The organism is Micromonospora sp. RHAY321, from assembly GCF_023896955.1.
Lineage (GTDB): Bacteria > Actinomycetota > Actinomycetes > Mycobacteriales > Micromonosporaceae > Micromonospora.
In genome coordinates this window covers 881958-906870 of sequence record NZ_JAMHIW010000001.1, presented here as the reverse complement: position 1 = coordinate 906870, position 24913 = coordinate 881958, and the positions used below count along the sequence as shown (strand labels likewise).

Below are 24913 nucleotides of genomic sequence, written 5' to 3'. Positions count from 1 at the left end.
GCCCCATCGCAAGCCCCCCGTTCCGGGCCCGACGACCCCTGCTGTGTTACCTACCCATCCTGGCACCTCTACTCACATGTGCTGTCGCCGGCACCCAACGTTCCCGCCGAGAGGGCGGGCGTGCGGTCAGCGTACGGAGCGGTAGGGGCGAAACGGGATGTTCCGCCGTCACCGTGTCGGGCCCACGGCCCGCTGGCGGTACGGCGGGTGTCGCCGAACCGGTGGGGGTTCGGGACGAACGACCGATGCCCGAGACATTGATATCTGTAAGTGTCTCGGGTATCTCTCCAACCCCCGAGGAGCCCCCATGAGAGGCAGAACGCTGAGCGCGGGAGTCGCGCTCGCCGTGTTCACCGGGATGGCGGTGACGCTGGTCGCCCAGCCGGTGACCGCGTCACCCACCGTCGTCACGGCTGCGGCCCGGCCGATCGCCGCGCCCGCCGCCGTCCTGGCGGCGCCGGACATCTCCATCAGCAACGTCCAGGCGCACCTGACCCAGTTCGGCTCCATCGCCAGCAGCAACGGCGGCAACCGGCGGGCCGGGTCGGCCGGCTACACCGCCTCGCTCACCTACGTGAAGAGCCGGCTCCAGGCGGCCGGCTACACCGTCAGTGAGCAGTACTGCTCCAGCTGCACGTACCCCTCGAACAACCTGATCGCGGAGTGGCCCGGCGGCCCGACCGACCAGGTGGTCATGTTCGGCGCCCACCTGGACGGCGTCTCGGCCGGTCCGGGCATCAACGACAACGCCTCCGGCTCGGCCACCCTGCTGGAGAACGCGCTGGTCCTGGCCGCGCAGAACCCGACCATGACGAAGAAGGTCCGGTTCGCCTGGTGGACCGACGAGGAGCAAGGGCTCAACGGCTCCCGGTTCTACGTCAACTCGCTCAGCGCCACCCAGCGCGGCTACATCAAGGGCTACTACAACTTCGACATGGTCGGCTCGACCAACGGCGGCTACTTCATCAACCGGGTCACCTCCACGACGGCGGCGCCGCTGAAGGCGTACTGGGACTCGCTGGGGCTGCAGCCGGAGGAGAACGTCGAGGGTCAGGGCCGCTCCGACGACTACTACTTCCAGCAGGCCGGCATCCCCACCTCGGGCTACGCCTCGGGTGCCAGCGCCCGCAAGACCAGCGCCCAGGCGGCCAAGTGGGGCGGCACGGCCAACTCCGCGTACGACCCGTGCTACCACCGGGCCTGCGACACCACCGCCAACGTCAGCGCCACCGTGCTGAACCGGTCCGCGGACGGCGTCGCGTACGCGCTGTGGCAGCTCGCCGTGGGCGGGGGCACCCCGACCAACGACTTCTCCGTGGCGGTCAACCCGACGACCCGCACGGTCGCCCGGGGCGCCAGCACCACGGCCACGGTGTCCACCGCCACCACCGCCGGTTCGGCGCAGTCGGTCGGTCTCTCGGCCTCCGGCGCGCCCAGCGGGGTGAGCGTCTCCTTCAGCCCGTCCTCGGTGACCTCCGGCGGTTCCGCGACGATGACCCTGACCGCCTCGGCCAGCGCGGCCACCGGCACCTTCACCATCACGGTCACCGGCACCGGCTCGGTCACCCGCAGCGCCAGCCTCACGCTGACCGTGACCGGCGCCGGAGGCTGCGCCGGCGGCCAGGTGATCGGCAACGGCGGCTTCGAGAGCGGCAGCGCGCCGTGGACCGCGTCCTCCGGCGTGATCACCAACTCCAGCGGCCAGCCGGCCCGGACCGGGTCGTACAAGGCGTGGCTCAACGGGTACGGCACCACCCGCACCGAAACCCTGTCGCAGTCGGTGACCGTGCCGGCCGGCTGCGCCAGCTACACGCTGTCGTTCTGGCTGCACATCGACACCGCCGAGACCACCAGCTCCACGGCGTACGACAGGCTCACCGTGCAGGTGGGCTCGACCACGCTGGCGACGTACTCGAACCTCAACGCCGCCGCCGGCTACACGCAGCGCACGTTCAACGTGGCCGCGTACGCGGGTCAGACGGTGACGGTGAGGTTCACCGGCACCGAGGACGCCTCGTTGCAGACCAGCTTCGTGATCGACGACGTGACGTTGCAGGCGAGCTGACGCAGGACGTCGGGTGGGGGTGGGCGACTCGTGCCCCCTCCGCCCGACGTCTAGTCACGCCCATCTATCTCTGGTAGAAATCCTGCAAGGCCGGCCCCTGTTTCGCAAAATTCCCACCTTCACGCGAACGGGAGTGCCATGTCACCCACCCGATCCACCCTGCGCCGCCGCGTGCTCACCCTGCTGGTGGCCACGCTCGCCGCGATCGCCACCGCGCTCGGTCTCGCCGCCCCGGCCTTCGCCATCAGCCACTCCAGCGCCACCTCGCAACTGCGCGCCGCCGGCATCTCCTGGACCTCCAGCGGCAACTGCAGTGACCGCTACGTCGCCACCTGCACCTCGTTCGACGGGGTCCGGCAGGCCACCATCGACGGCATCATCACCTTCAAACGGGCCAGTGGCTGCGCGGTCACCATCACCGCGGGGACGGAGGTCGGGCACTCCAGCGGCACGTACAGCCACTGGAACGGCTACAAGCTCGACATCGCGCTGAGCACCTGCATCCAGAACTACATCTCCACGCACTACACCTACGTCGGCTACATCGCCGGCTTCGGCTACCAGTACCGCGCCGCCTCGGGCAACCTCTACACCAAGGAGGGCAGCCACTGGGACATCCTCTTCTACACCTGTGGCGGCTGCTGACCGCCGCGGCGCGACGGGTGCGCGGACGGAGCTGACCGCGTACCCGAGAAAGGGCCGCCACCGGTTCTCCCGGTGGCGGCCCGTGGCGTCGTGGGTCAGGGGAGCTGTGGGTAGAGCGCTGCGACGCCGCCGGCCAGTCCGGCCTGCACCTGGCGGCTGAGGTCGTCGGCGAGGATCTCGTACGCGTCGGCCTCGACGCCGTCCACGCCGATCCGGGCGATCGCCGCTGGGTCGGACTTCGGGCCGGTGATGTCGGCGGCCATGTCGGTGTCCAGGTAGCCGACGTGCAGGCCCGCGACCCGGACGCCCCGGTCGGCGAGTTGGACGCGCAGCACGTTGGTCATCGCCCACTCGGCGGACTTGGCGGCGCTGTAGGCCGCGTGCATCGGAGAGCCGAACCAGGACAGCACGGAGAGCACGTTGAGGATCGTTCCGCCGCCCTTGCCGGCGATGACCGGCGCGAACGCCCGGATCGTCGACAGGGTGCCGATGTAGTGGGTCTCCAACTCCAGCCGGACGAGGTCCAGGTCGCCGTCGAGGAGGTCGGTCCGGGTGTCGATGCCGGCGTTGTTGATCAGCAGGTTCACGCCGCCGGCCAGCTCGGCGGCGGCGGCCACCGAGGCGGGGTCGGTGATGTCGAGGCGGACCGGCGTGACGCCGGGCAGGTCGACGCTGTCGGGGTTGCGGGCGCCGGCGTAGACGGTGGCGCCCCGGGCGAGGAGTTCGGCGGCAAGGTGTCGGCCGAGGCCGCGGTTGGCGCCGGTGACGAGGGCGGTGCTTCCAGCGATCTTCATGGCCGCCACGCTATCCGACCTGACTTCTGTCAGACAAAGTCAGCTATGTCACCGGGGCGATCGGCCGGATCGGGAATACGACCCGGACGCGGCCACAGCCGGACCGGTGACGACTCGTATCCTTTCCGCGAACCTCCGTACGAGCCGAGAAGGGAGACGGTGTGAGCAACCAGGCCGAGACGTTGGAGTTCCAAGCCGAGGCGCGACAGCTCCTCCAGTTGGTCGTCCACTCGATCTATTCGAACAAGGACGTCTTCCTGCGGGAACTCATCTCGAACGCGTCCGACGCGCTGGACAAGCTGCGGCTGGCGACTCTGGTCGACAAGGACCTGGCCGCCGACACCGGCGACCTGCACGTCGCCATCGAGGTCGACCGGGACGCCCGCACCCTGACGGTCCGGGACAACGGCATCGGGATGACCCGCGACGAGGTGGTCCGGCTGATCGGCACGATCGCCAAGTCCGGCACCGCAGAGTTGTTGCGCCAGCTGCGCGAGTCCGCCGACGCCCGCGCCTCGCAGGACCTGATCGGCCAGTTCGGCGTCGGCTTCTACGCCGCGTTCATGGTCGCCGACCGGGTCACCCTGCTGACCCGCAAGGCCGGCGAGACCGGTGGCACGCGATGGGAGTCCGCCGGCGAGGGCACGTACTCGATCGAGACGGTCGACGAGGCGCCGCAGGGCACGTCGGTGACCCTGCACCTCAAGCCGGCCGACGCCGAGGACAACCTGCACGACTACACGGCCGAGTGGACCATCCGGGAGATCGTCAAGCGATACTCCGACTTCATCGCCTGGCCGATCCGCATGACCGTCGAACGCCCCGGCGCCGACGGCGCGGACGCCACGAGCGAGGTGCAGACCCTCAACTCGATGAAGGCGCTCTGGGCGCGGTCCCGCGACGAGGTCGAGGCCGCCGAGTACAACGAGTTCTACAAGCACGTCAGCCACGACTGGGCCGACCCGCTCGAGGTCGTGCACATGAAGGGCGAGGGCACCTTCGAGTACGAGGCGCTGCTGTTCCTGCCCAGCCACGCCCCGCTGGACCTGTTCGCACCGCAGGGCCGCCGTGGTGTCCAGCTCTACGTCAAGCGCGTGTTCATCATGGACGACTGCGAGGCGCTGGTCCCCACCTACCTGCGCTTCGTCAAGGGCGTCGTCGACGCGCACGACCTGTCGCTGAACATCTCCCGCGAGATCCTCCAGCAGGACCGGCAGATCCAGATCGTCCGCCGTCGCCTGGTCAAGAAGATCCTCGCCACGGTCAAGGACCTCAAGGCCAACCACCCCGAGCGCTACCGCACCTTCTGGAACGAGTTCGGCGCGGTGGTCAAGGAGGGGCTGATCGACGACACCGACAACCGCGAGACCCTGCTGGAGATCCTGTCGGTGGCCTCCACCCACGACCCGGCCGAGCCGACCGACCTGGCCGGTTACGTCGCACGGATGAAGGACGGCCAGACCGACATCTGGTACGCCACCGGCGACTCCCGGGCCACCATCGAGAACTCCCCGCACCTGGAGGCGTTCCGGGCCAAGGGCCACGAGGTGCTGCTGCTCACCGACCAGGTCGACGAGGTGTGGGTCGAGCGGGTCGGCCAGTACGACGGCCGCCCGCTGCGCTCGATCGCCAAGGGCGAGGTCGACCTGGACAGCGACGAGGAGAAGCAGCAGGCCGAGGCGGAGCGTGAGCAGCAGCGGCAGGAGTTCGCCGCCCTGCTCGACTGGCTGGGCACCACACTGGCCGACAGCGTCCGCGAGGTCCGCCTGTCGTCGCGGCTGACCACCTCACCGGCCTGCGTGGTCGGCGACGCGCACGATCTCACCCCGACCCTGGAGAAGATGTACCGGGCGATGGGGCACGAGATTCCCACCACGAAGCGGATCCTGGAGATCAACGCGGGTCACCCCCTGGTCGCGGGGCTGCGGAAGGCCCACGAGCAGGGCACCGACCCGGCGGCGCTGACCGAGACCGCCGAGCTGCTGTACGGCCTGGCGGTGCTCGCCGAGGGCGGCGAGCTGACCGACCCCGCCCGGTTCACCCGGGTGCTCGCCGACCGGCTGGCCCGCACCCTGTAACCGGTCGACCCACCGGCCGGCAGGTGCCCGATCAGCGGGGCCCCGCCGGCCGGGTCCGGCACCGGGAGAGGTCATGCCTGTCGACACCGTGATCTTCAGCGGGGAGGGTCCGCACGCCGACCCCTGGCACCGGCTGGCCGAGACCAGTGCCACGATCGGCGACCTGATCGGCGGCCCGGTGACGATCGTGACATCCGTCGACCGGCTCGCCGCCGCCCTGGACGGTGCCCGCCTGCTGGTGGTCAACGCCAGCGCCGACCGGTCGACCCCGATCCGCGAGGACGAGGACTTCGCCCGCGTCCTCGACGGCTTCCTGGGCCGCGGTGGCAGCCTGCTCGCCACGCACAGCGCCACGCTGGCCTTCCCCGGTCTGCCGCGCTGGCGGTCGACGATCGGCGCCGCCTGGGAGCACGGCCGGACCTTCCACCCTCCGATCGGCCCGAGCCGCATCCGGCGTACCCGCGTCGAGCATCCGATCACCATCGGCCTCGGTGACATCGAGGTCCACGACGAGCGCTACACCGACCTGGCGCTGGTCGAGAGCGCCGATGTCGTGCCCCTCTACGTGCACGACGAGGGCGGCGCCACGCACCCGCTCGTCTGGGCACGCACCGCCGGGACCAGCCGCATCGTCTACAGCGCCCTCGGTCACGACGTGCGGTCGTACGAGTCGTCGGGGCATGTCGAACTGCTCGGCCGGATCGCGGCCTGGCTGCGCCACGAGACCTGACCACGCCCTGATCGGAAACGGTCCATGATGGTCAGTGCACAGTCTCCGACGGCCCGCAACCGCTGCGCGAGGCTCCCCGCGTGAGCCGGTGAAGAAGTTCACAGGGGGTGGGCGACCGTCACCGACCGTGCCTAACGTCGGTCGGGTCCGCCACAGCGGACACCGCGACCGGTAACGCCAAATCCTGCCCCCGGTCGTCGGAAACCCAGTCACCCGGGCAGGAGCGGGGGACCCAACGTTCCTCGGTGCACGTCACCTCGGGGTGAAGCCGCCACCGCGCGGCCGGGCTCCTCGGCCCGAACCCGACAGCTCACCTCGCCGGCGTGGAGGAAGCTCACATGACGTCTGACTACACCCCCCGTCATCGACGGGTCACCACCCGCCGCGCCGCCGTCGGCACCCTGGCCGTCGGCGCGGTCACCGGCGCCGTCGCCCTCTTCGGCCCGGCCGCACCGGCGCAGGCCGGGGTGAACTGGGACGCGATCGCCCAGTGCGAGTCCAGCGGCAACTGGCACATCAACACCGGTAACGGCTACTACGGCGGGCTGCAGTTCTCGCAGAGCACCTGGGCCGGCTACGGCGGCAAGAAGTACGCGGCCCGCGCCGACCTGGCCAGCCGCGGCGAGCAGATCGCCATCGCCGAGAAGGTGCTCGACGGGCAGGGCATCGGCGCCTGGCCGACCTGCGGCAAGAAGGGCGGCTCGTCGGGCGGCTCCGCCACCAAGTCGTCGACGAAGTCCACCGCGAAGTCCTCGAAGCCGACCTCGAAGTCCGGCTCGACGGCCAAGCCGAAGGAGCGGTCGTCGCGCGGCGAGCAGCCGGCGACCCGCAACCACCAGCGCACCGCGCCGGTGACGGGCGGCGAGACGTACCTGGTCAAGCCGGGCGACACCCTCTCGGAGATCGCCGAGGCCAACCGTGTGTCCGGCGGCTGGCAGGCCCTGTACGAGGCCAACCGGCAGCTGATCGGCGCCGACCCGGGTCTGATCTTCCCGGGTCAGCGGCTCTCTCTCTGACGCCCGCCGGCGTGTGTCGAGCAGGTGGCGTCAGGCCGCCGCGACGGCCGCCTGCGGACGCGCCGACTCCGAACCAGCAGACCAGGCCCGCCGCGCGGCGGGAACGTCCTCCGCCGGCCGGTGGGCGCGGGGCGTTTCCCCCTCGCCCTGCTCGGATGTGACTGTGGACGGTGTGTCGGCCGCGCCACGGGCCAGCCGGAGCGACTGTTCCGCGCTGCCACGCGCAGCGCACGGCCACGGCTGGCCGGCGCAGAGCAGGTTGCGGCAGGCGCCGTCCTCGTCCGGCTCGTGCGCGCTCAGCACGTCCATGGCGAGCTGCCAGAGCAGCGGGTCGGTCACGTCGGCGGGGCGCTGCGCACGCCGGCTCGGACGGTTGCTGGTGTCGTCGGACATGGTGGTCCCCCCTGTCAGGCTGATCCCCACAAGGTCACCACTCCGGTCGCCGTTAAACCCCCCAACCGCTGTGACGTGCACCGCTGCGCCTGGTGCGGCCTCAGTCCGGCAGCAGGGGCATCTCGACGCCCGGCTCCCTGCCCAGCAGCACCGCCCGGGTCAGCGCCGCCGATCCGAACCGGTCACGGACCGCGTCCACCGCGGCGTCCAGCTCGGCGCCGGGGTCGCGGTGGAACGGCAGCTCCGGCTGGACCGGGTTGTCGTCCAGGTTGCCCACCGAGACGCCGACCAGCGTGATGCCCCGACGGTCCATCTCGGGCAGGGCCGCCCGCAGCAGCGCCCGCGCGGCGGCGAGCAGCGGGCCGGTATCCGCGGTCGCCTTGCCCACGGTGTGCGAACGGGTCGCCCGCGTGTAGTCGCCGAAGCGCAGCCGCAACACCACCGTGCGCCCGGAGCGCCCGGCGGCCCGCATCCGCCGGGTGACCCGGTCGACGAGGCCGGCCAGGATGGCGTCCAGCTCCGTGGGCGCGTGCGGGGTACGGCTCAGCGCGTGCTGGGCGCCCATCGAGCCGCGCCGACGGCCGACCTGGACCGCCCTGGGGTCCCGGTTGTGCGCCAGCGCGTGCAGGTGCCGGCCCGCGCCGGCGCCGAGCAGTGACACCAGCGCCGCCTCACCGAGCCGGGCCACCTCGCCGACGGTACGGATCCGGCGTTCCCGCAGCTTCGCGGCGGTGACCGGGCCGACGCCCCAGAGCCGTTCCACCGGCAGTGGATGCAGGAACGCCAGCTCGGCGTCGGGCGCGACGACCAGCAGCCCGTCGGGCTTCGCCACCCCGCTGGCCACCTTCGCCAGGAACTTCGTCCGGGCCACACCCACGGTGATGGGCAGGTGGATGCGGTCGCGCACCTCCCGGCGCAGCCGCTCGGCGATGTCGGCGGGCGGACCGGCCAGCCGCCGGAGGCCGCCCACGTCCAGGAACGCCTCGTCGATGGAGAGCCCCTCGACCAGCGGGGTGGTCTGCCGGAAGATCTCGAACACCGCCCGGCTGGCCGCCGTGTACGCCGACATGCGGGGCGGCACCACGATCGCGTCGGGGCAGAGCCGGCGCGCCTGCTGGCCGCCCATCGCGCTGCGCACGCCCCGCGCCTTCGCCTCGTAGCTGGCGGCGAGCACCACGCCCCCGCCGACGATCACCGGCCGCCCCCGCAGGCGCGGGTCGTCGCGCTGCTCGACCGACGCGTAGAACGCGTCCAGGTCGGCGTGCAGGATGCTGGCCCCGGGTGACACGTACATATGTTCGCATGGCGAGGACGATCAGCACAGTGAGCTGGGCGAACGTCGCTGGTGCCCGGCTGGCGAGGCGTAGTGGCGCAGGGACACGGGGCTGCCGTCGGGGGCCGTCCACGGTGCCGTGCTGGTGCCCGTGCACCGCCACCCGGTGCGCTCGTAGAGGGCGACGGCCGCGGCATCGCCGTCGGCCACGTCGAGCACCAGATCCGTTCCCCGCTTGCTCGCCCACCGCCGGGCCCGGGCCAGCAGCGCGCTGCCCAGCGCGAGCCCACGGGCGCCCGGCGCGACGAAGAGACGAGCCACCTCGGCCGTCGGCCGGGCCAGTGGCCCGTCCGCCCGGTCGGGCAGCCGGTGCACCGCCACGTGCCCGACGACCGCCCCGTCGGCGTCGACGGCGACCCACGCGCGCGCCGGGCGCGGCTCGCGCAGCCAGCGGTGCGGGTCGGCGGGCCAGTTCAGCGGGTACCGGTCGGCCTCGTGCACGAGGGCGAGCGCCGCGACGCATCCGTCGAGGTCGGTGGCGCGCCGCCGGCGGATGCCCGGTTGGTTCACAGCTCGTCGAACGGGGCGGCGTAGCGGAACTCGCCGCGGATCGACTCACGCCAGGCGCTCAGTGGGCGGGCCTGGAAGTACTGCGGACCCCACGGCTGCGGCGGGGTGACGCCCAGCTCGACGGCGGGCCGGAACCCGAACCGGGGGTAGTAGTCGGGGTGCCCGAGTAGCACCACCAGCGGCTCGTCCCTCGCGTCGGCCGCGCCGAGCACCGCGTGCATCAGCGCCGTGCCGACCCCGCGCCGCTGCCAGCCGGGGAGGACACCGAGTGGCCCCAGGCCGAGCGCCACCGGCAGTCCGGCCACCCGACCGCGGGTCGCCACCACGTGCCCCACCACCTGCCCGTCGGGGTCGGTCGCCACCAGGGAGTACGCGGGCAGCCAGCCCTCGTCGGCGCGGAGCGCGTCGACCAGCGTGGCCTCGACCGGTACGACACCGTCGGCGTCCGGCGCGGCGAAGGCGGCGGCGTGCACCGCGTGGATGGCCGGGACATCGGCGGGCGTCTCACGTCTGATCAGCACCGCGCCACGATACGGTGCCTCCGGCTCCGGCTCCACGCGTTATCCGTGGGCGCCGGTCAGCCGACGGCGGTGGGGGAGGGTGGGGCGCTGCCGCCCTGCGGCGCCTCCGGGGTCATCAGGCGGACGATCTCCGCCCGGTCCGCCGGTGCGGGCAGCCCCCACTCGGGCCGGTAGCCGTACACCTCGTGCAGCGGGGTGGAGCCGGTGCGGCCGTCCAGGATCTCCACCGCGTCGGTGTCGATCAGGCTGGGGTGCTCCACGCCGCACGCCTCGGCCACCTTGGTGAGGTCCCGGCGCAGCGTCCGCAGGTAGTTGGACACCCGCACCGACTTCAGCGCCGGGTCCAGGCCCCGGGTCAGCCACGCGTTCTGTGTCGCCACCCCGGTGGGGCACGTGTCGGTGTGGCACTTCTGCGCCTGGATGCAACCGATCGACAGCATCGCCTCGCGGCCCACGTTGACCATGTCGCAGCCGAGCGCGAACGCGACGATCGCGTTGTCCGGAAGGCCGAGCTTGCCGCCGCCGACGAAGACCACCTGCTCGTGCAGGTTGTGCTCGGCGAAGACCTTGTAGACCCGGGAGAAACCCTGCTGGAACGGCAGCGACACCGAGTCGGTGAAGATCAGCGGCGCGGCGCCGGTGCCGCCCTCGCCGCCGTCGATCGTCACGAAGTCGACGCCCCGGCCGGTGTCCCGCATGAGCGTCGCCAGGTCCTGCCAGAAGCCCAGGTCGCCGACCGCCGACTTGATGCCGACCGGTAGGCCGGTCTCGGCGGCCAGCAGTTCCACCCAGTCGAGAAGGCTGTCGCAGTCGGAGAACTCGGCGTGCCGGGACGGGCTGACGCAGTCCTGGCCGGCCGGGACGCCCCGGGTGGCGGCGATTTCGGCGGACACCTTCGCCCCGGGCAGCAGCCCGCCGAGGCTGGGCTTGGCACCCTGGCTCAGCTTGATCTCCAGCGCCTTCACCGGCGCGCCGGCCACCAGGTCCTTCAACCGCTCCAGGCTGAACCGGCCGTGCTCGTCCCGGCAGCCGAAGTAGGCCGTGCCGAGCTGGAAGACCAGCTCACCGCCGTTGCGGTGGTACGGCGACAGGCCACCCTCGCCGGTGTTCTGCAGGCAGCCGGCGAGCGCGGCACCGCGGTTCAGGGCCGTGATGGCGTTGCCGGAGAGCGAGCCGAAGCTCATCCCGGAGATGTTGACCACCGACTCGGGTCGGAACGCGCGGGCCCGGCCCCGGGCCGCGCCGAGCACCTTGGCGCAGGGCAGCCGCACGTCGTGCCCGGCGGCCGGTGTCGACGGCGGCACGGCCCGACCGAAGGTGCGATGTTTGATGATCGGGTAGCCGGGGGTGTACTCGATGTCGTTGTCCGTGCCGAAGCCGAAGTAGTTGTTCTGCTGCTTCGACGACGCGTACACCCAGCGGCGCTGGTCGCGGGTGAACGGCCGCTCCTCGTTGTTGCCGGCGACGATGTACTGCCGAAGCTCCGGCCCGATCGCCTCCAGCAGGTACCGGGCGCGACCGAGCACCGGGAAGTTGCGCAGCAGTGCGTGGTCGCGCTGGATCAGGTCCCGCACGGCGAGCGCGGCGACGGCGGCGGTGACGGCGGGTACAGCTCGGCGGGCCCATCTCATGCCCGGCACTCTTTCCGCCCGCGCCGCCGGCCAAACCGGCCCACCGCCGACGCTCCGCTGGTCAGCCCTGGGGCTGGGTGATGTTGACCATCCAGTCAATGCCGTACGGGTCGACGCACTGGCCGTACTCGTCGCCCCACATCTGCTTCTCCAGCGGCATGGTCACCGACCCGTCCGCGGAGAGCCGCTCCCAATAGCCGCGCAACTCGGCGGCGTTGTCGCCGCTGAGGCTGATCGCGATGTTCGTGCCGGGGATGTGGTTCATCCCGGGCGCCGTGTCCGAGGCCATCAGGGTGAAGCCGGCGGGGGACTCCAACCGGGCGTGCATGATCTGGTCGGACAGGCCCGGCTCGGCGTTGCCGAACTCGCCGAAGGTGTTCATCGTCAGCTCGCCGCCGAAGACGCGGTGGTAGAACTCCATCGCGCCGCGGGCCGTGCCGGGGAAGTTGAGGTACGGGTTGAGTCGAGTCTGCACAGCACCCTCCTTGGTCCTGGTCGGCGTCATCGTCGCAGACCGGTGGAGGGTGGACAACGAGGCGCGCCCACGTTTGCGCAGGTGCCGGGCCTGGCGGCGGAACGGGTGCGCCCGTGCCGCCGCCAGGTGAAGAGGATCAGCGGGCCCGGAACGACTGCCGGACGCTCCCGCCGACGACGGCGCACCAGGTGCTCGTGCTGAGCTTGCCGTTGGAGGGCAGCCCGTGCAGCGTCTGCAGGTCCTTCACCGCGGCCCGGGTGGCGTGGTCGTACGCCCCGGTGACGGTGACGGCGTACCCCTTGGTCGCGAGGATCTCCTGCACCGCGGTGACCGGCAGGCCGGTGGCGTGCTGGTTCAGCTCGGGCACCAGGGTCTCCCAGGTGGGCGGGGTGAGCGTGGCGTCCACGTCCACCGCGATGCCGTTGCGGGCCTGCCAGTCCTGCACGGCCGTCACGGTCGCGGCGTCGAACGTGCCGCTGACGGTCACCGGGTAGCCGCGGAACGCGAGCAGGTACTGCACCACGCGGACCGACGGGGAGTTGACGAAGCGCCACAGGTCCGGCCAGCGGCGCGCCGGAACGTCGCCGAGGTCGGTGCCGAGGGCGGCGAACACCCGCCGCCGCAGCGCGGGGAACTGCCGGTAGAAGGCGGCGCCCGGGCACTGCGTGGTGCGGAAGTCCCAGTGGCCGAAGATGTCGTGCGCGTGCAGCCCGTACTGCCGGCAGACGGCGACGCAGAGCTTGACCAGCGAATCGGTCAGCGCCTCCGGCGGGGTCTCCGTGACGTAGGTGCCCTCGTTCTCGATCCCGATGGCCCGCCCGTTCTCGCCCGGGCAGTGCGCGGAGATCATCTGCCGGTCGCCGGCCTCCAGCCGTTCCAGGCTGCCCCGGCGGCCCTCCAGCACGTAGCCGCCCCGGCTCACCGTGAAGTGCTGCCCGGTGTCCGACCAGCCGTTGCCGTCCATGTGCAGGTCCTGGCAGTCGTGGGCCAGCTTGACCGCCTGCTCGCGGGAGTAGTCGGTGACGTTCGGGAACGCCATGTGATGCACGATGATCTTGTTGGTGGGGATGGCGCTGACCGCCAGCGGGTCCTTCGGCGGGCGGGCGGCCCACTCGTCGCAGCTGATGATCCAGTCCAGATCGGTGCCGGGGGCCGCCTGCGCCGCGCCCGGGAATGCGAGCTCGCTTCCGACCACGGCGACCGTCGCGGCGCCGAGACCGGCCCGCAGCAGCGTCCGGCGATCCATTTCGGAATGGTCGACGTGCATGACATCTCCTCCTGCGGCCGACGGCGGGGGATGAAAAGTAACTACAGTGGCCACACGCGCCTCGGAGGATATTGCCAACACTCGCCCGGGCGCTAGAGGTTCGCCACCCTCGCTTCCACCGTTGGGCCCCGACGCCGGTCGTCACTCCTCGATCGCGCCGCCGACCCGTCGCAGGTGCTGGCGGAAGGTGTACGCGGGATCCGCCGCGCGCCGCACCAGGTAGTCGGCGAACCCGGTCTGCCGTCGTAACGTCTCCCCGGCGGAGATCCGCGCCGCCTGCACCCGTTCCACCCGGCGGATGTCCGTCGCCGTGGCCAGCACCTCCCCGCCCCGGTCGGCGGGCACGAACAACACCCCGTCGTCGTCACCGAACACCAGGTCGTCCCGGCTCACCTCGTACCCGCCGCACCGGGCGCTGGTCAACGCCGCCGGCTCCCGGGCGTCCAGCCGGGACGGTCCGAGCGGGCAACTGCCGTAGCTGAACACCGGCAGGCCGATCTCGACCAGCTCCGCCGTGTCCCGGTGCAGCCCCCAGATCACCACACCGGACACCCCGGCCGCGCCGGCCTCCAGCACCGCGAGGTCACCCACGCAGGCCTCGTCCGACCGCCCACCGTTGTCGATCACCAGCACGTCGCCCGGCTCGGCCCGCTCGAACGCCTCCAGGAACACGTCGACGCTGCCGTAGTGACGCACCGGCAGCACCCGGCCGGCCACCCGCTGGCCGGAGACCACCGCCCGGATCCCGGGAGGTGCCACCCGCGCCGGCACCCCGAGTCGTACGCACGCGTCGGCCACCAGCGCCGTCGAGACCTCAGCAAACCCGTCCATCCGTGTCCCTCCACACTCCGGCGAGACGCCATCGTAGGGATCCCACCCCCCGCCCGGACGACAGCCAATCCCCACGTGCTGGCCCACGGTCGGCCTGATCACGCAACGGCCCGTCATGCGGCGGCATGGCCGGGAGCGGAACGGGTACCCGGCGCTCCGGGAGGCGGGCGCCTCCGGGGGAGCGGGATGCCATGGGAGCTGCCGTCGTCGTTGGCCTGGTCATCGCGGTCGTGATCGTGGTGCTGGTGTTGTCACTGAGCGTCCGGCTGGTGCAGCAGTACCAACGCGGCATCGTGTTCCGGTTCGGCCGCGTCCTGGAGCAGGTCCGCCAGCCGGGACTGCACTTCATCGTCCCGATCGCCGACCGGATGGTGCGGGTCAGCATGCAGACCACCGTGATCGGCGTACCGGCACAGGGCGCGATCACCCGGGACAACGTCACGCTCACCGTCGACGCGGTGGTCTACTACCGGGTGGTGGACCCGGTGAAGGCGCTGGTGAACGTGCACGACTATCCGTCGGCGGTGCTCCAGGTCGCGCAGACCGCGCTGCGGTCGGTGATCGGCCGTGCGGACCTGGACACCGTGCTGGGCGACCGGGAGCGGGTCAACGCCGAGCTGAAGTCCGTCATCGACGCGCCCACCGAGAAGCCGTGGGGGCTGTTGATCGAGCGGGTGGAGGTCAAGGACGTCTCGCTGCCGGAAGGGATGAAACGCTCGATGTCCCGGCAGGCCGAGGCGGAACGGGAACGCCGGGCCCGGGTGATCGCCGCGGACGGTGAGTTCCAGGCGTCGCGCCGCCTGGCCGACGCGTCCCGGGCGATGGAGGCCACGCCGGGCGCGTACCAGCTCCGCCTGCTGCAGACGGTGGTGGACGTGGCGGCGGAGAAGAACAGCACACTGGTCATGCCGTTCCCCGTCGAGCTGCTGCGCTTCTTCGACCAGATGGCTCCGCACGTGGCCGGGCCGGGCCAGCCGGCGACACCCTCCGCACCGGATCTGGGGCCGGTGACCGACGAGGTGGCCGCCGCCGCCGAGCAGGGCGACGACCGTCCGGAGTCGCCGCGGCGCTGAGCGGCCGGCGTTTCCGCGCGCGACAGCGAGGGTAGGTCGGGGGCCGACCGTCCCGGCTGCCCCGCATGGAGGAAAACCCGATGAGTGACAACGTCAGCGACGCGGTGGGCGACGCCCTCCGCTCGGTGATGCTCTTCCTGCCCAAGGCCGTCGCCTTCCTGGCGATCCTGGTGGCGGGATGGCTGATCGCCAAGGCCGTGCTGAAGATCGTGGAGAAGGTTCTGGAACGGGTGGGCTTCGACCGCGCCGTCGAGCGCGGCGGCGTGCGCCGGGCACTGAGCCGCTCCCGGTACGACGCCAGCGACATCGTCGCGAAGCTCGTCTACTACGCGGTGCTGCTGTTCACCCTGCAGCTCGCGTTCGGGATCTGGGGGCCGAACCCGATCTCGGACCTGATCGCCTCGGTGGTCGGCTGGTTGCCCCGCGCCTTCGTCGCCATCGTCATCGTCGTGGTCGCCGCCGCCATCGCCAACGCCGTCAAAGACATCATCAGCGGCGCGCTCGGCGGCCTGTCCTACGGCCGGGTGCTGGCCACCATCGCCTCGGTGTTCATCCTCGGCCTCGGCGTCATCGCCGCGCTGAACCAGATCGGCGTGGCCACCGCCGTCACCACTCCGGTGCTGATCGCCGTGCTGGCCACCGTCGGCGGCATCCTCGTCGTCGGGGTCGGCGGCGGACTGATCCGTCCGATGCAGAGCCGTTGGGAGTCGTGGCTGACCCGCGCCGAGCAGGAGTCGCAGGTGATCGCCACGCACGCCCGGGCCTACCGGGCCGGCCGAAAGGACGCCGAGGCGGAGCTGGCTCGCTCGTCGACCGCCGGCACCGACCCGGAGGCCACCCAGGTGGTGACCCGGCCGGTCGACCCGGACGCCACCCAGGTGGTCGGTGCGTCCGGTGACCCCGAAGCCACCCAGGTGGTGACCCGGCCGGATGTCGACGTCGAGTCGTCGCCGGTGCTCACCCGACCCCGCGCCGACGACACGACGCAGGTGGTCACCGGGTCGGCCGACCCGGACGCCACGCAGGTGGTCGGCGGCAGCGCCGACGCCGACGCGACCCAGGTCGTGGGCGGCGGCGCCGGTCGCGGGGTGCCCGACCAGCGCAGCGGTGACGACATCGAGGCCACCACGGTCATCCCGCCGGTCGACCCGGGCCGTCGCTGACACCTGGCCGAACAGCGGGGCGGGATCCGTTCGGATCCCGCCCCGCCTCGCGTCGACCGGCACGTCGAAAGCGCTGGCCGGCGCCGCGTGGCCGGTCTAGCATCGCCGACATGACCTGGCGACATTGATCCAACGCCGTAGGCCGATCCCGTGGGCCACCGCGGACACCGCACGTCCGGTGTCCGTCTCCACTCCCACGGGAAGGCCTCATGACCCTCATCGCCTCGCGCGTGCCCGACCCGGCGGTCCGCCGCCTGACGGTCACCCTCTACGGGTACGCGTTCCTCAGCGACCTCGTCCTGCTCTACCCGGTGTACGCGCTGCTCTTCGCCGACACCGGGTTGTCGGTGGGGCAGATCTCCTCGCTCTTCGTCATCTGGTCGGCTGCCGGCATCCTCTTCGAGGTACCGTCCGGCGCCTGGGCCGACGCGGTGTCCCGCAGGCTGCTGCTGTGCCTCGCTCCGCTGGTGACGGCCGCCGGATACGCGGTCTGGGTGCTGTACCCGTCGTACCCGGCGTTCGCGGTCGGGTTCCTGCTCTGGGGCGCCGGCGGGTCGCTGGTCTCCGGTGCCCTGGAGGCGCTGGTGTGGACCGAGCTGGACCGTCTCGGCGCGGCCGGCCGGTACGCGCGGGTGCTCGGCCGGGCCCGGACGGCGGGTGTGCTGGGCGTCCTGGCCGCCGGGGTCCTCGCCGGCCCGGTCCTCGCTGCGGGCGGGTACCCGGCCCTGGGCGCGGCGAGTGTGCTCGCCTGTCTGCTCGCCGCCGCCGTCGCGGCCCGGTTTCCGGAGCACCGCCGCTCGCCCGCCCTCGCCGGGCAGCGGGACGAGGAGGACGCCGACCTCGGTTGGTGGGACTCGCTTCGGGCGGGGGTGGCGCAGGTCCGTACGCGTCCGCCGGTGCGTGCCGCCGTGCTGATGGTCGCGGTGGTGGCCGCCGACTGGGGCGCCCTGGACGAGTACACGCCGCTGCTGGCCCGGGACACCGGCGTCGCGGCGCAGGTTGTGCCGCTGCTGCTCCTGCTGCTCTGGGCCGGGGTCACCGTCGGAGGGCTGCTCGCGCCGGCGGGGGAGCGGCTGCGGGGCCGTGGCTACGCCGCCCTGCTGGGACTGGTGGCTGTCGCGTTGGCCGGGGGTGCCCTCACCGCGCATCCGGCCGGGTTCGTGCTCCTCGCGGTGGGGTTCGGAGCCGCGCAACTGGCCACCGTGCTGGCCGACGCGCGACTCCAGGCCCGGATCACCGGGAGCAGTCGCGCCACGGTCACCTCGCTGGCCGGGATGGCCACCGACGTGCTGATCATCGCGACCTACGCCGGCTACGGCCTGGTCGCCACGGCGGCGGGCAACGCGGTGGGGTTCGCCGTGGCGGCAGGCCCGTACCTCGTCGTGGCGCTCGTGCTGCTGGCCCGCCGCCGGTCGCGGGCCCGACCCGCCACCGGCGCAGCCCGAGTGGTGGCCGACCTGCCGGATCAGCTCGCCTAGTCTGCCCGGCCACGTCCGAGGGTGCCGGCCCGGCCACCACCGGGCCGGCGCTCAACCGGCCAGGTGCAGGAACGACCACTGGTGGCCGTCGATGTCTCGGAAGCCGCGCATGTACATCGGCCCGTTGGTCGTCCCCGGCCCGAGTGGCTCCCCGCCGGCCACCACCGCCCGGTCGACCAGTTCGTCGACCCGCTCCCGGCTCGGCGCCGACAGCCCGACAATGACCTCCCGGCTGGCCTCCGTGTCGGTGGTGCCGACCCCGGTGTACTCCTCGAAGGCCGAGCGGATGTGCAGCATCAGCCGGGTGCTGTCGGAGATGGCGATCTGCACGCTGGCCCCGTCCGGGGTGGTCTCGTCGCTGGTGAAGCCGAGCGCCCGGTAGAACTCGGCGGCGGTGGTGAGGTCCCGCACCGGCAGGTTGATGAACGTCATGGTCATCGGTGGTCTCCGTCCGACTCCAGCAGTACCTTCAACGCGGCGAGCCGCTCCCGCCAGTACGCCTTCAGCTCCGCGGCCTGCTCCGCCCCCGTCAGCTTCTCGTGCGAGACGCTGACCCGGGCCTTCGACTCGCCGACCGCCTCGAAGCCGACCACGAGCCGGGTGGGGCCACCGGCCCAGTCGGCCCGGAAGCTGCGGGGCGCGGTGGCGGTGCGGAGGCGTACCTCGACGTCGGGCAGCCAACGGGCGCGTGCCGTCTCGTCGGCGAACGCCCCGAAGAGCCGCACTACCGGCACCGCAACCGTCCGGCTGGCGCCGGCCGAGAAACCGCCCCCGCGCCTCTGACCGGGCGCGCGCAGGCCGCGTGCCTGCTCGTACCCGACGGTGATGCTCTGCGCCCACCAACCGGCCACCTCGTGCTCGACGACCAGGTGGCGGGCGATCTGGGTGTGCGTCCGCTCGGTGGCGCCCGCCGCGTCGAGCAGCTCGAACCACTCCGCCCAGCCGCGGCCGGTCCGCGCGCGGACCAGGTCGTCGGCGATCCGCTCGGTCTGTGCCGCGGCGGACGCCGGAGACGGCGACACATCCCGCGCCGGTGCCGCGGCGGGTGTGGCGGTTCGATTGATCAGGTGCCGGCGGGCGGTGGTGTAGCTCTCGCCGGTCTTCTCCATCCGGGCTCGGACCCGGGTCTTGAACGATCTCTGATTGGTCATCACATGCTCCCGGTCAACGGCACGGTCACCGGGACTCACGCTCCCGTCGACCCCGCCGGAGTGGGGCATGTGGCACCACGTCCCGAGGGCTCCAGGCCCCCTTTGCCTCCGCGTGGCCGGCGGCGTGAGCGCCGGGAGGGAGGTGCGGCGCAGGACTACGCCGACGTCATCCTACGCCCGGACCGGCCGTCGGCGCAGCCGTCACGGCTGGTCGCCGTCGAGGTAGACCCATCGGCCGTCCTCACGGACGAACCGGCTGCGTTCGGTCAGCGTGCCCGGGCGACCCGCGTCCCGGTAGTGCGCGTGGAACGTCACGGTGCCGGCGGTGTCGAGCAGGCCACCGCGCTCGGTGTCGACGATCTCCAGCCGGGTCCACCGCTGTCCGCGGTCCAACTCCAGCGCCTGCGGCCGGGTCGAGGTGTGCCAACTGCGCAGCAGGTAGCCGGTGTCGCCGAGGGCGAAGGCGCTGAACCGGGAGCGCATCAGCGCCTCGGCGGTCGGCGCCTGCGCCACACCGCTGTGTGCCGGCGCGCAGCAGTCGGCGTACGCCTGACCGGAGCCGCACGGGCAGGCCCGTCCCGTCGTCGCGTCCGCCCGCCGGCGCCCACCCTTGCCCACGCCGCCATCCTGCCGCACCGCCGGCCGGCCCCGGATGTCGGCCGCCGCTACTCCAGCGACACGGGCAGCGGCACCGGCCGCTTCGCGACCCGGTCGTCACCCGACGACTGACCGCGCAGGTGCCGGGCCAGCCAGGGCAGCAGGTGCCGTCGGGTCCAGGCCAGTTCGGCGCCGAACACCTCGGCCCGGCGACGCCGTGGCGCCGGCGGCAACGGCCGGGTCCAGGAGTCGTCGAACCCGGGCAGACCCGCTGTGTACGCCAGCCCGGCGGCGATCCGCTCGTGCCCGGCGCTGTTGGCGTGCAGCCGGTCGTCGCTCCACAGCCGGGGATCGGAGGAGACCGGGTGGGCGCCCAGGTCGAGCAGGGTGGCCCCGGTCCGCGCGGTGGCGGCGCGCAGCGCCTCGTTGAGGGCCAGCATCCGACCCCGCAGCGGCCGGGCCAGCGGCATCACCGGCGCCGGGTCCGGCATGGTGAAGGTCAGCACCGTGGCGCCCTGCGCGACCAGTGCCCGCTGCATGGCCGCCACATCCTCGGCGACCTGGTCGGCGTCGAAGGAGGGGCGCAGGACGTCGTTCATGCCGGCGACCACGGTGGCCAGGTCGGGAGCCAGGTCGAGGGCGGGTTGGAGCTGCTCGGCGCGGATCCGGGCGGTGGTCCGGCCGCGGATGGCCAGATTCGCGTACTCCAGGCCGCCCTGGGCGCGCGCCACCGCCAGGGCGAACCGGTCGGCCCAGCCCCGGTAGCCGCCGGCGCCGTCCGGGTCGTCGAGCCCTTCGGTGGTGCTGTCGCCGATCGCCACGTAACGCTGCCACATCACCGCGCGAGGTTAGCGGCCCGCCACCACGGGCCGCCCGGCGGCGGTCCGGACAGTGACAATTGACGATCGTTCCTAGACTCGCGGCATGACGCGATCCCCGGCGGTGTCATCGCCGCCTTCACCCACGGCCCCGAGTTGACCGACCGCCCCCGCGACCGGATCCGCAGGTTCCTCTCCCAGCCTCGCTGACCGGGCTCAGAGCCAACCGGAGCGGCGGAACAGGCGGTACAGGGTGAGGGCTGACACCGCCATCAGGGTCAGCGCGCCCGCGTATCCGTAGCGCCAGGACAGCTCAGGCATGTGCGAGAAGTTCATGCCGTAGACGCCGGCGATGGCGGTCTGGGCGGCGGCGATGGCCGCCCACGACGCGATCTTGCGCATGTCGTTGTTCTGCTCCACGGCGAGCTGCGCCAGCCGGGACTGGACGATCGAGGTGAGCAGGTCGTCGTAGGCGGCCACCCGATCCACCGCCCTGCTCAGCCGGCCGTCCACGTCGACGAACCAGCGGTGCAGGGTGCGCGGCGGCCCGTCGGCGCCCGGGTCGAGCAGCGTCCGCATGGGCGCCTGCAACGGCAGCACCGCCCGCTTGAACTCCACCACCTCCCGCTTGAGCTGGTAGATGTGCTGGATGTCGGCGGAGCGGTCCCGGGCGAACACCGACTCCTCGACCCGTTCCAGGTCCCGCTCCACGTGCCCGGCCACCTCCAGGTAGGAGTCGACCATCCGGGCGCACACCGCGTACGCCACCGCCCACGGCCCGGCGGCCAGCAGCGCGGGGCGCCGTTCGATGTCGGCGCGGACGCTGCGCAGCGCCCCGGCGGCGCCGTGCCGCACGGTGATCGCGAACCGGTCACCGAGCAGCACCATCACGTCCCCGGTGTCGATCACCTCGGAGGTGTCGGTCAGCTCGGCGTGCTCCACGTACCCCGCCGTGCGGAGCACCAGCAGGGTGACCGGCCCGTGCCGCTGCACGGTGGGCCGGTGCCCGTCGGCGAGGGCCTGCTCCACGGTCAGCTCGTCGAGGCCGAAGGTGCGACCCACCGCGGCGAGCACCGCCGGACCCGGATCGTGCAGCCCCAACCAGACGAAGGCGTCCCGGCCGTGCCGGGCCCGGGCGTACGCGTCGGCGTAGTGCGGCCGGCCGGGCTCGCGCCGGCCGTTGACGTAGACGGCGCAGTCGACCACGGCGTCCGGGTTGGACCGGCGAGGCGTGGGGGAGTCGTCGTCCTCGACCCGGCCGAGCAGTCGACGGGCCAGAGCGCGTACGCCACGACCGGCCCGGTCCTTCACCGCTCGCTCATTCACCGCGTGTGCCTCCCCGCCGCCGGCGCACCGCCCCGGTCACGGTGTTCGGTGGGGATGGTGCCACCGCATTCTGCCGAGCGGGGTCCGGCTCCCGACAGCCGGGCCGGTGGTCTCAGGTCGTGCGGGTGGCGAAGACGATGATGTTGTCCACGTAGTTGCCGGTCCCGGCGTCGAACCGGCCGCCGCAGGTGATCAGGCGCAGCCCGGCGGCGTCCGCCGGGCCGTAGACGAGGCTGCTGGGGAAGCGGTCCTTGGGGTACGCGCGGACGTCGTCCACGGTGAACGTGGTGACCGCGGCGTCGGCGCGGGTGATCTGGATCTCCTGGCCGGCGCGCAGCCGACCGAGGTCGAAGAAGACGGCCGGTCCGGCGGGGGAGTCGACGTGTCCGACGAGGACGGCGTTGCCGGTCTCGCCGGGGCTGACCCCGTGCCGGTACCAGCCGGCGAGGGTGGGCCGGTCCAGAGGCGGGACCTCCAGCACCCCGGCGGCGTCCGCGCCGACCGGGACGACCTCGGCGCGTACGCCGATGGCCGGGATCCGCACCCGGACCGGTGCGGCGCGGGGCAGTGGCGCCAGGTCCGGTGCGGGGTGGGTGCGCGCCGGCGCGTCGACCGGCGGTCGGGGAGGTCGTGCCGGGTCGGCGGTGAGGCCGACGGTGATGAGCCCCAGCCCGGTCACCCCGAGCAGGGCGACCACGGCCGGTAGGGTCCGCCGCGAGCTCACGTGCGCGCCTCCGTACGGGATGGTCGGGCTGCCCGCGCCGGTGTCACCGGCACGGGCACCCGTCCTCAGGGATGGAGCGGGTCGCCGGTCAGGCGACGGCGGACACCGGACGGCGTCGGCGGAACAGGATGACCGCGCCGGCGACGGCGGTGCCGAGCAGCGTGCCACCGGCGGCGAGAGTGCCGTTGTCGCGGCTGTCTCCGCCGGAGCCGGCCGGGGCAGCGCCGATCGGGGTGACGGTGAACGTGGCGCTGCCGGCTGAGCTGCCGTCGCCGCAGGTCGCCGTCACCGTGTAGGTGCCGAGGGTGAACCCGGCGGTGAAGAGTTCGGCGCTCAGGCCGCCGCCGGCGGCGGCCGTGGTGGACCGGACGTTCTGGTCGCGGTTGGGGCCGGTGACGCGGAAGATGGCGTCACCCGACTTCGGGTTGCAGGTCGTCGCGGTGAGCACGACGGTCCCACCCACCGGGGTGGTGGCCGGTGACACCGTGGTGTCGGCCAGTGCGGCGCCCGGCAGCAGGAGCGTGCCGAGGCCCACGCCGAGCGCCGCCGAACAGAGTGCTGTTGAGACCTTCATACGCGTCTTCCCTCACTTTTCGTCCGCTGACTGCGTGGGACGTCGTTCGGGTGGCCAACTCCGTGACTAGCACCGGTGTGACCAACACTAGGTGCGTTGGGTCCTCGATCAGGTGAAAATGAGAAACCTTCGTTGCCGTCACGTGTCCACCCGAAGGCGGGGAGAGCTGCGGAAAGGCCCGGACGAGCCGACCGGCACCGGTGGCCCGGTCGATGTCTTCTCCGGTCTGGCTGTCGCGGCTGGGCCGATGGCGAGGTATCGACGACGCCGACGGGAATGCCCCACCGCGCCGGCGGTTGTCAGGTGGCCCGCGCCTACGCCGATCCGCCCTCCGCCGCACCCGAGCCCGCCCCGGTTGCCTGACCACTCCGCCGCCTCGGGTGGGCGACGTGTGGCCGGTGGAGTGGTGTGGCAGCGTGGGGCGATGACCGAAGCCGTGCCGCTCGACGTCGACCTCGCGCTGCTCGGCGGCGGGGGCGCCGCGTCGCTGCTGCTCGCCGCGCTGGACCGGCACGGCGTCCGCGACCTGCGGATCGCGGTCGTCGACCCGGTGCGCCGGCGTGGCCAGGACCGCACCTGGGCGTTCTGGGGTCACCCGGACAGCGACCTGGACCCGCTGCTGAGCGCGAGCTGGCGGCAGGTCGAGGTGGCGACGCCGGCGCGGCGTCGGCTGCTGGACCTGGCCCCCCTGCGGTACGCCATGCTCCGCTCCGGCCCGGTCTACGACCGGGCTGCCGAGGCCGAACGCCGGCTCGACGCCCTCCGGATCGTCGCGCCCGCCGTGTCGGCGGTCGACGACGGGACGCGGGTGGTGGTGCGCACCGGCGACGGGGGCGGCGTGCGGGCCGGCTGGGTGCTCGACTCCCGGCCCCGCCCGCCGGCCCGTCCGGGACGGACCACCTGGTTGCAGCACTTCCGGGGCTGGTGGCTGGAGTCGGACCAACCGGTCTTCGACCCGGCGCGGGCGGTGCTGATGGACTTCCGTACCCCGCAGCCCGCGCGCGGCGTCTCCTTCGGCTACGTGCTGCCGGTGAGCGACCGCTACGCCCTGGTCGAGTACACCGAGTTCTCGCCGGCCCTGCTAACCGACGCCGGATACGACGCGGCGCTGATCCGCTACCGGGACCTGCTCGGCCTGGACCCGGCCGGGCTCCGGGTGCGCGAGGTGGAGAACGGGGTGATCCCGATGACCGACGCGCCGTTCCCCGCCCGGCCCTCGCCCCGGGTGGTCCGCCTCGGTACGGCCGGCGGAGCGACCCGCCCCTCCACCGGCTTCACGTTCTCCGCGATGTACCGGCAGGCCGACCAGGTGGCCCGCGCCCTCGCCGCCGGCCGGCCGCCGGTGCCCGACCCGGCGTACCCGCGCCGGCACCGGTGGATGGACGCGGTCGCGCTGCGCGCGCTGGACCGGGGCGGCGTCGGTGGTCCCGAGTTCTTCGACCGGCTCTTCGACCGCAACCCCGCCGAGCGGGTGCTGCGCTTCCTCGACGGAGTCACCACTCCCGCGGAGGAGATCGCGATCATGAACTCGACCCGCCTGCTGCCGATGATCGCCGCCACCGCCGGCGACGCCGCGCACAGGTTCCGCGACCGGCTGCGCCCGACCCGACCTGCGGCGGCCATTCCGGCGGCGGTGGTGGGTGTCCCGCCCACCGTCGGGCGGGGTGCCGGGTCGGAACCCGGCTGACCCGGATCAGCACCAGTCGGTGTCGTGGTCCCG

Annotated in this window: 25 protein-coding genes and 1 riboswitch; of the genes, 9 read left to right on the top strand and 16 right to left on the bottom strand. The window is 72.7% G+C overall.

Annotated features, from left to right (window positions below):
• The first annotated feature begins 307 nt into the window (after nt 1-307).
• A complete protein-coding gene (locus tag M8C17_RS04235; RefSeq protein WP_252414987.1) occupies nt 308-2065 on the top strand; it encodes a M28 family peptidase in 1758 nt (585 codons plus the stop codon).
• 138 nt (nt 2066-2203) lie between these two features.
• The gene (locus tag M8C17_RS04230) at nt 2204-2710 is read left to right on the top strand and encodes a hypothetical protein (protein ID WP_252414986.1); all 507 of its coding nucleotides are present in this window, start codon (nt 2204-2206) and stop codon (nt 2708-2710) included.
• A gap of 95 nt (nt 2711-2805) precedes the next feature.
• Here M8C17_RS04230 and M8C17_RS04225 read toward each other — a convergent pair whose 3' ends face one another.
• Entirely contained in the window at nt 2806-3504 is a 699-nt protein-coding gene (locus tag M8C17_RS04225; RefSeq protein WP_252414985.1) for an SDR family oxidoreductase, read from the bottom strand.
• Nucleotides 3505-3665: 161 nt separating this feature from the next.
• Here M8C17_RS04225 and htpG point away from each other — a divergent pair, with 161 nt between their 5' ends.
• The 3 genes from htpG to M8C17_RS04210 all read left to right on the top strand — a co-directional run bounded on the left by htpG (nt 3666) and on the right by M8C17_RS04210 (nt 7328).
• Nucleotides 3666-5582 carry a molecular chaperone HtpG gene (htpG, locus tag M8C17_RS04220; RefSeq protein WP_252414984.1) on the top strand — a complete coding sequence of 639 codons (1917 nt, stop codon included), beginning with the start codon at nt 3666-3668 and terminating at the stop codon, nt 5580-5582.
• Nucleotides 5583-5655: 73 nt separating this feature from the next.
• Nucleotides 5656-6312: a ThuA domain-containing protein gene (locus tag M8C17_RS04215; protein ID WP_252414983.1), complete on the top strand. Its 657-nt coding sequence runs from the start codon at nt 5656-5658 to the stop codon at nt 6310-6312.
• A gap of 165 nt (nt 6313-6477) precedes the next feature.
• Nucleotides 6478-6651, top strand: a riboswitch (cyclic di-AMP (ydaO/yuaA leader).
• On the top strand, nt 6651-7328 hold the full coding sequence (locus tag M8C17_RS04210; protein WP_252414982.1) for a transglycosylase family protein: 678 nt from the start codon (nt 6651-6653) through the stop codon (nt 7326-7328). (Overlaps the previous riboswitch by 1 nt.)
• A gap of 30 nt (nt 7329-7358) precedes the next feature.
• On the opposite strand, the gene M8C17_RS04205 is transcribed toward M8C17_RS04210, so the two are convergent.
• The 8 genes from M8C17_RS04205 to M8C17_RS04170 form a co-directional block, all read right to left on the bottom strand.
• On the bottom strand, nt 7359-7721 hold the full coding sequence (locus tag M8C17_RS04205; RefSeq protein WP_252414981.1) for a hypothetical protein: 363 nt from the start codon (nt 7719-7721) through the stop codon (nt 7359-7361).
• 100 nt (nt 7722-7821) lie between these two features.
• On the bottom strand, nt 7822-9009 hold the full coding sequence (gene dinB, locus M8C17_RS04200; protein WP_252414980.1) for a DNA polymerase IV: 1188 nt from the start codon (nt 9007-9009) through the stop codon (nt 7822-7824).
• A gap of 27 nt (nt 9010-9036) precedes the next feature.
• On the bottom strand, nt 9037-9564 hold the full coding sequence (locus M8C17_RS04195) for a GNAT family N-acetyltransferase (protein WP_252414979.1): 528 nt from the start codon (nt 9562-9564) through the stop codon (nt 9037-9039).
• Complete coding sequence (locus M8C17_RS04190; protein WP_252414978.1) at nt 9561-10085, bottom strand: GNAT family N-acetyltransferase; 525 nt, start codon at nt 10083-10085, stop codon at nt 9561-9563. Before M8C17_RS04190 ends, M8C17_RS04195 begins: the two co-directional genes overlap by 4 nt.
• A gap of 56 nt (nt 10086-10141) precedes the next feature.
• Entirely contained in the window at nt 10142-11716 is a 1575-nt protein-coding gene (locus M8C17_RS04185) for an FMN-binding glutamate synthase family protein (protein WP_252414977.1), read from the bottom strand.
• A gap of 61 nt (nt 11717-11777) precedes the next feature.
• A complete protein-coding gene (locus tag M8C17_RS04180) occupies nt 11778-12191 on the bottom strand; it encodes a VOC family protein (protein ID WP_252414976.1) in 414 nt (137 codons plus the stop codon).
• A 136-nt stretch (nt 12192-12327) separates the two neighbouring features.
• Entirely contained in the window at nt 12328-13437 is a 1110-nt protein-coding gene (locus M8C17_RS04175; RefSeq protein ID WP_252414975.1) for a peptidoglycan-binding protein, read from the bottom strand.
• Between the two features lie 162 nt (nt 13438-13599).
• Entirely contained in the window at nt 13600-14289 is a 690-nt protein-coding gene (locus M8C17_RS04170) for an RraA family protein (RefSeq protein WP_252414974.1), read from the bottom strand.
• A 191-nt stretch (nt 14290-14480) separates the two neighbouring features.
• Between M8C17_RS04170 and M8C17_RS04165 the strand changes: the two genes are divergently transcribed.
• The 3 genes from M8C17_RS04165 to M8C17_RS04155 all read left to right on the top strand — a co-directional run bounded on the left by M8C17_RS04165 (nt 14481) and on the right by M8C17_RS04155 (nt 18003).
• Nucleotides 14481-15362: an SPFH domain-containing protein gene (locus M8C17_RS04165; RefSeq protein WP_252414973.1), complete on the top strand. Its 882-nt coding sequence runs from the start codon at nt 14481-14483 to the stop codon at nt 15360-15362.
• Nucleotides 15363-15442: 80 nt separating this feature from the next.
• Nucleotides 15443-16525, top strand: coding sequence for a hypothetical protein (locus M8C17_RS04160; protein WP_252414972.1), 1083 nt, complete (start codon nt 15443-15445; stop codon nt 16523-16525).
• A gap of 209 nt (nt 16526-16734) precedes the next feature.
• On the top strand, nt 16735-18003 hold the full coding sequence (locus M8C17_RS04155; RefSeq protein WP_252414971.1) for an MFS transporter: 1269 nt from the start codon (nt 16735-16737) through the stop codon (nt 18001-18003).
• A gap of 51 nt (nt 18004-18054) precedes the next feature.
• On the opposite strand, the gene M8C17_RS04150 is transcribed toward M8C17_RS04155, so the two are convergent.
• From M8C17_RS04150 to M8C17_RS04120, 7 genes are all read right to left on the bottom strand, one after another.
• Nucleotides 18055-18441: a VOC family protein gene (locus M8C17_RS04150; RefSeq protein ID WP_252414970.1), complete on the bottom strand. Its 387-nt coding sequence runs from the start codon at nt 18439-18441 to the stop codon at nt 18055-18057.
• On the bottom strand, nt 18438-19154 hold the full coding sequence (locus M8C17_RS04145; protein ID WP_252414969.1) for a DUF4287 domain-containing protein: 717 nt from the start codon (nt 19152-19154) through the stop codon (nt 18438-18440). Before M8C17_RS04145 ends, M8C17_RS04150 begins: the two co-directional genes overlap by 4 nt.
• A gap of 201 nt (nt 19155-19355) precedes the next feature.
• Entirely contained in the window at nt 19356-19772 is a 417-nt protein-coding gene (locus tag M8C17_RS04140; RefSeq protein ID WP_252414968.1) for a YchJ family metal-binding protein, read from the bottom strand.
• 47 nt (nt 19773-19819) lie between these two features.
• A complete protein-coding gene (locus M8C17_RS04135; protein WP_252415085.1) occupies nt 19820-20587 on the bottom strand; it encodes an SGNH/GDSL hydrolase family protein in 768 nt (255 codons plus the stop codon).
• A 198-nt stretch (nt 20588-20785) separates the two neighbouring features.
• Nucleotides 20786-21895: a magnesium and cobalt transport protein CorA gene (locus M8C17_RS04130; protein ID WP_252414967.1), complete on the bottom strand. Its 1110-nt coding sequence runs from the start codon at nt 21893-21895 to the stop codon at nt 20786-20788.
• Nucleotides 21896-22007: 112 nt separating this feature from the next.
• A complete protein-coding gene (locus tag M8C17_RS04125) occupies nt 22008-22619 on the bottom strand; it encodes a class F sortase (protein WP_252414966.1) in 612 nt (203 codons plus the stop codon).
• An 88-nt stretch (nt 22620-22707) separates the two neighbouring features.
• The gene (locus M8C17_RS04120; RefSeq protein WP_252414965.1) at nt 22708-23193 is read right to left on the bottom strand and encodes a hypothetical protein; all 486 of its coding nucleotides are present in this window, start codon (nt 23191-23193) and stop codon (nt 22708-22710) included.
• Between the two features lie 424 nt (nt 23194-23617).
• Here M8C17_RS04120 and M8C17_RS04115 point away from each other — a divergent pair, with 424 nt between their 5' ends.
• On the top strand, nt 23618-24880 hold the full coding sequence (locus M8C17_RS04115) for a lycopene cyclase family protein (protein WP_252414964.1): 1263 nt from the start codon (nt 23618-23620) through the stop codon (nt 24878-24880).
• The last annotated feature ends 33 nt before the right edge of the window (nt 24881-24913 follow it).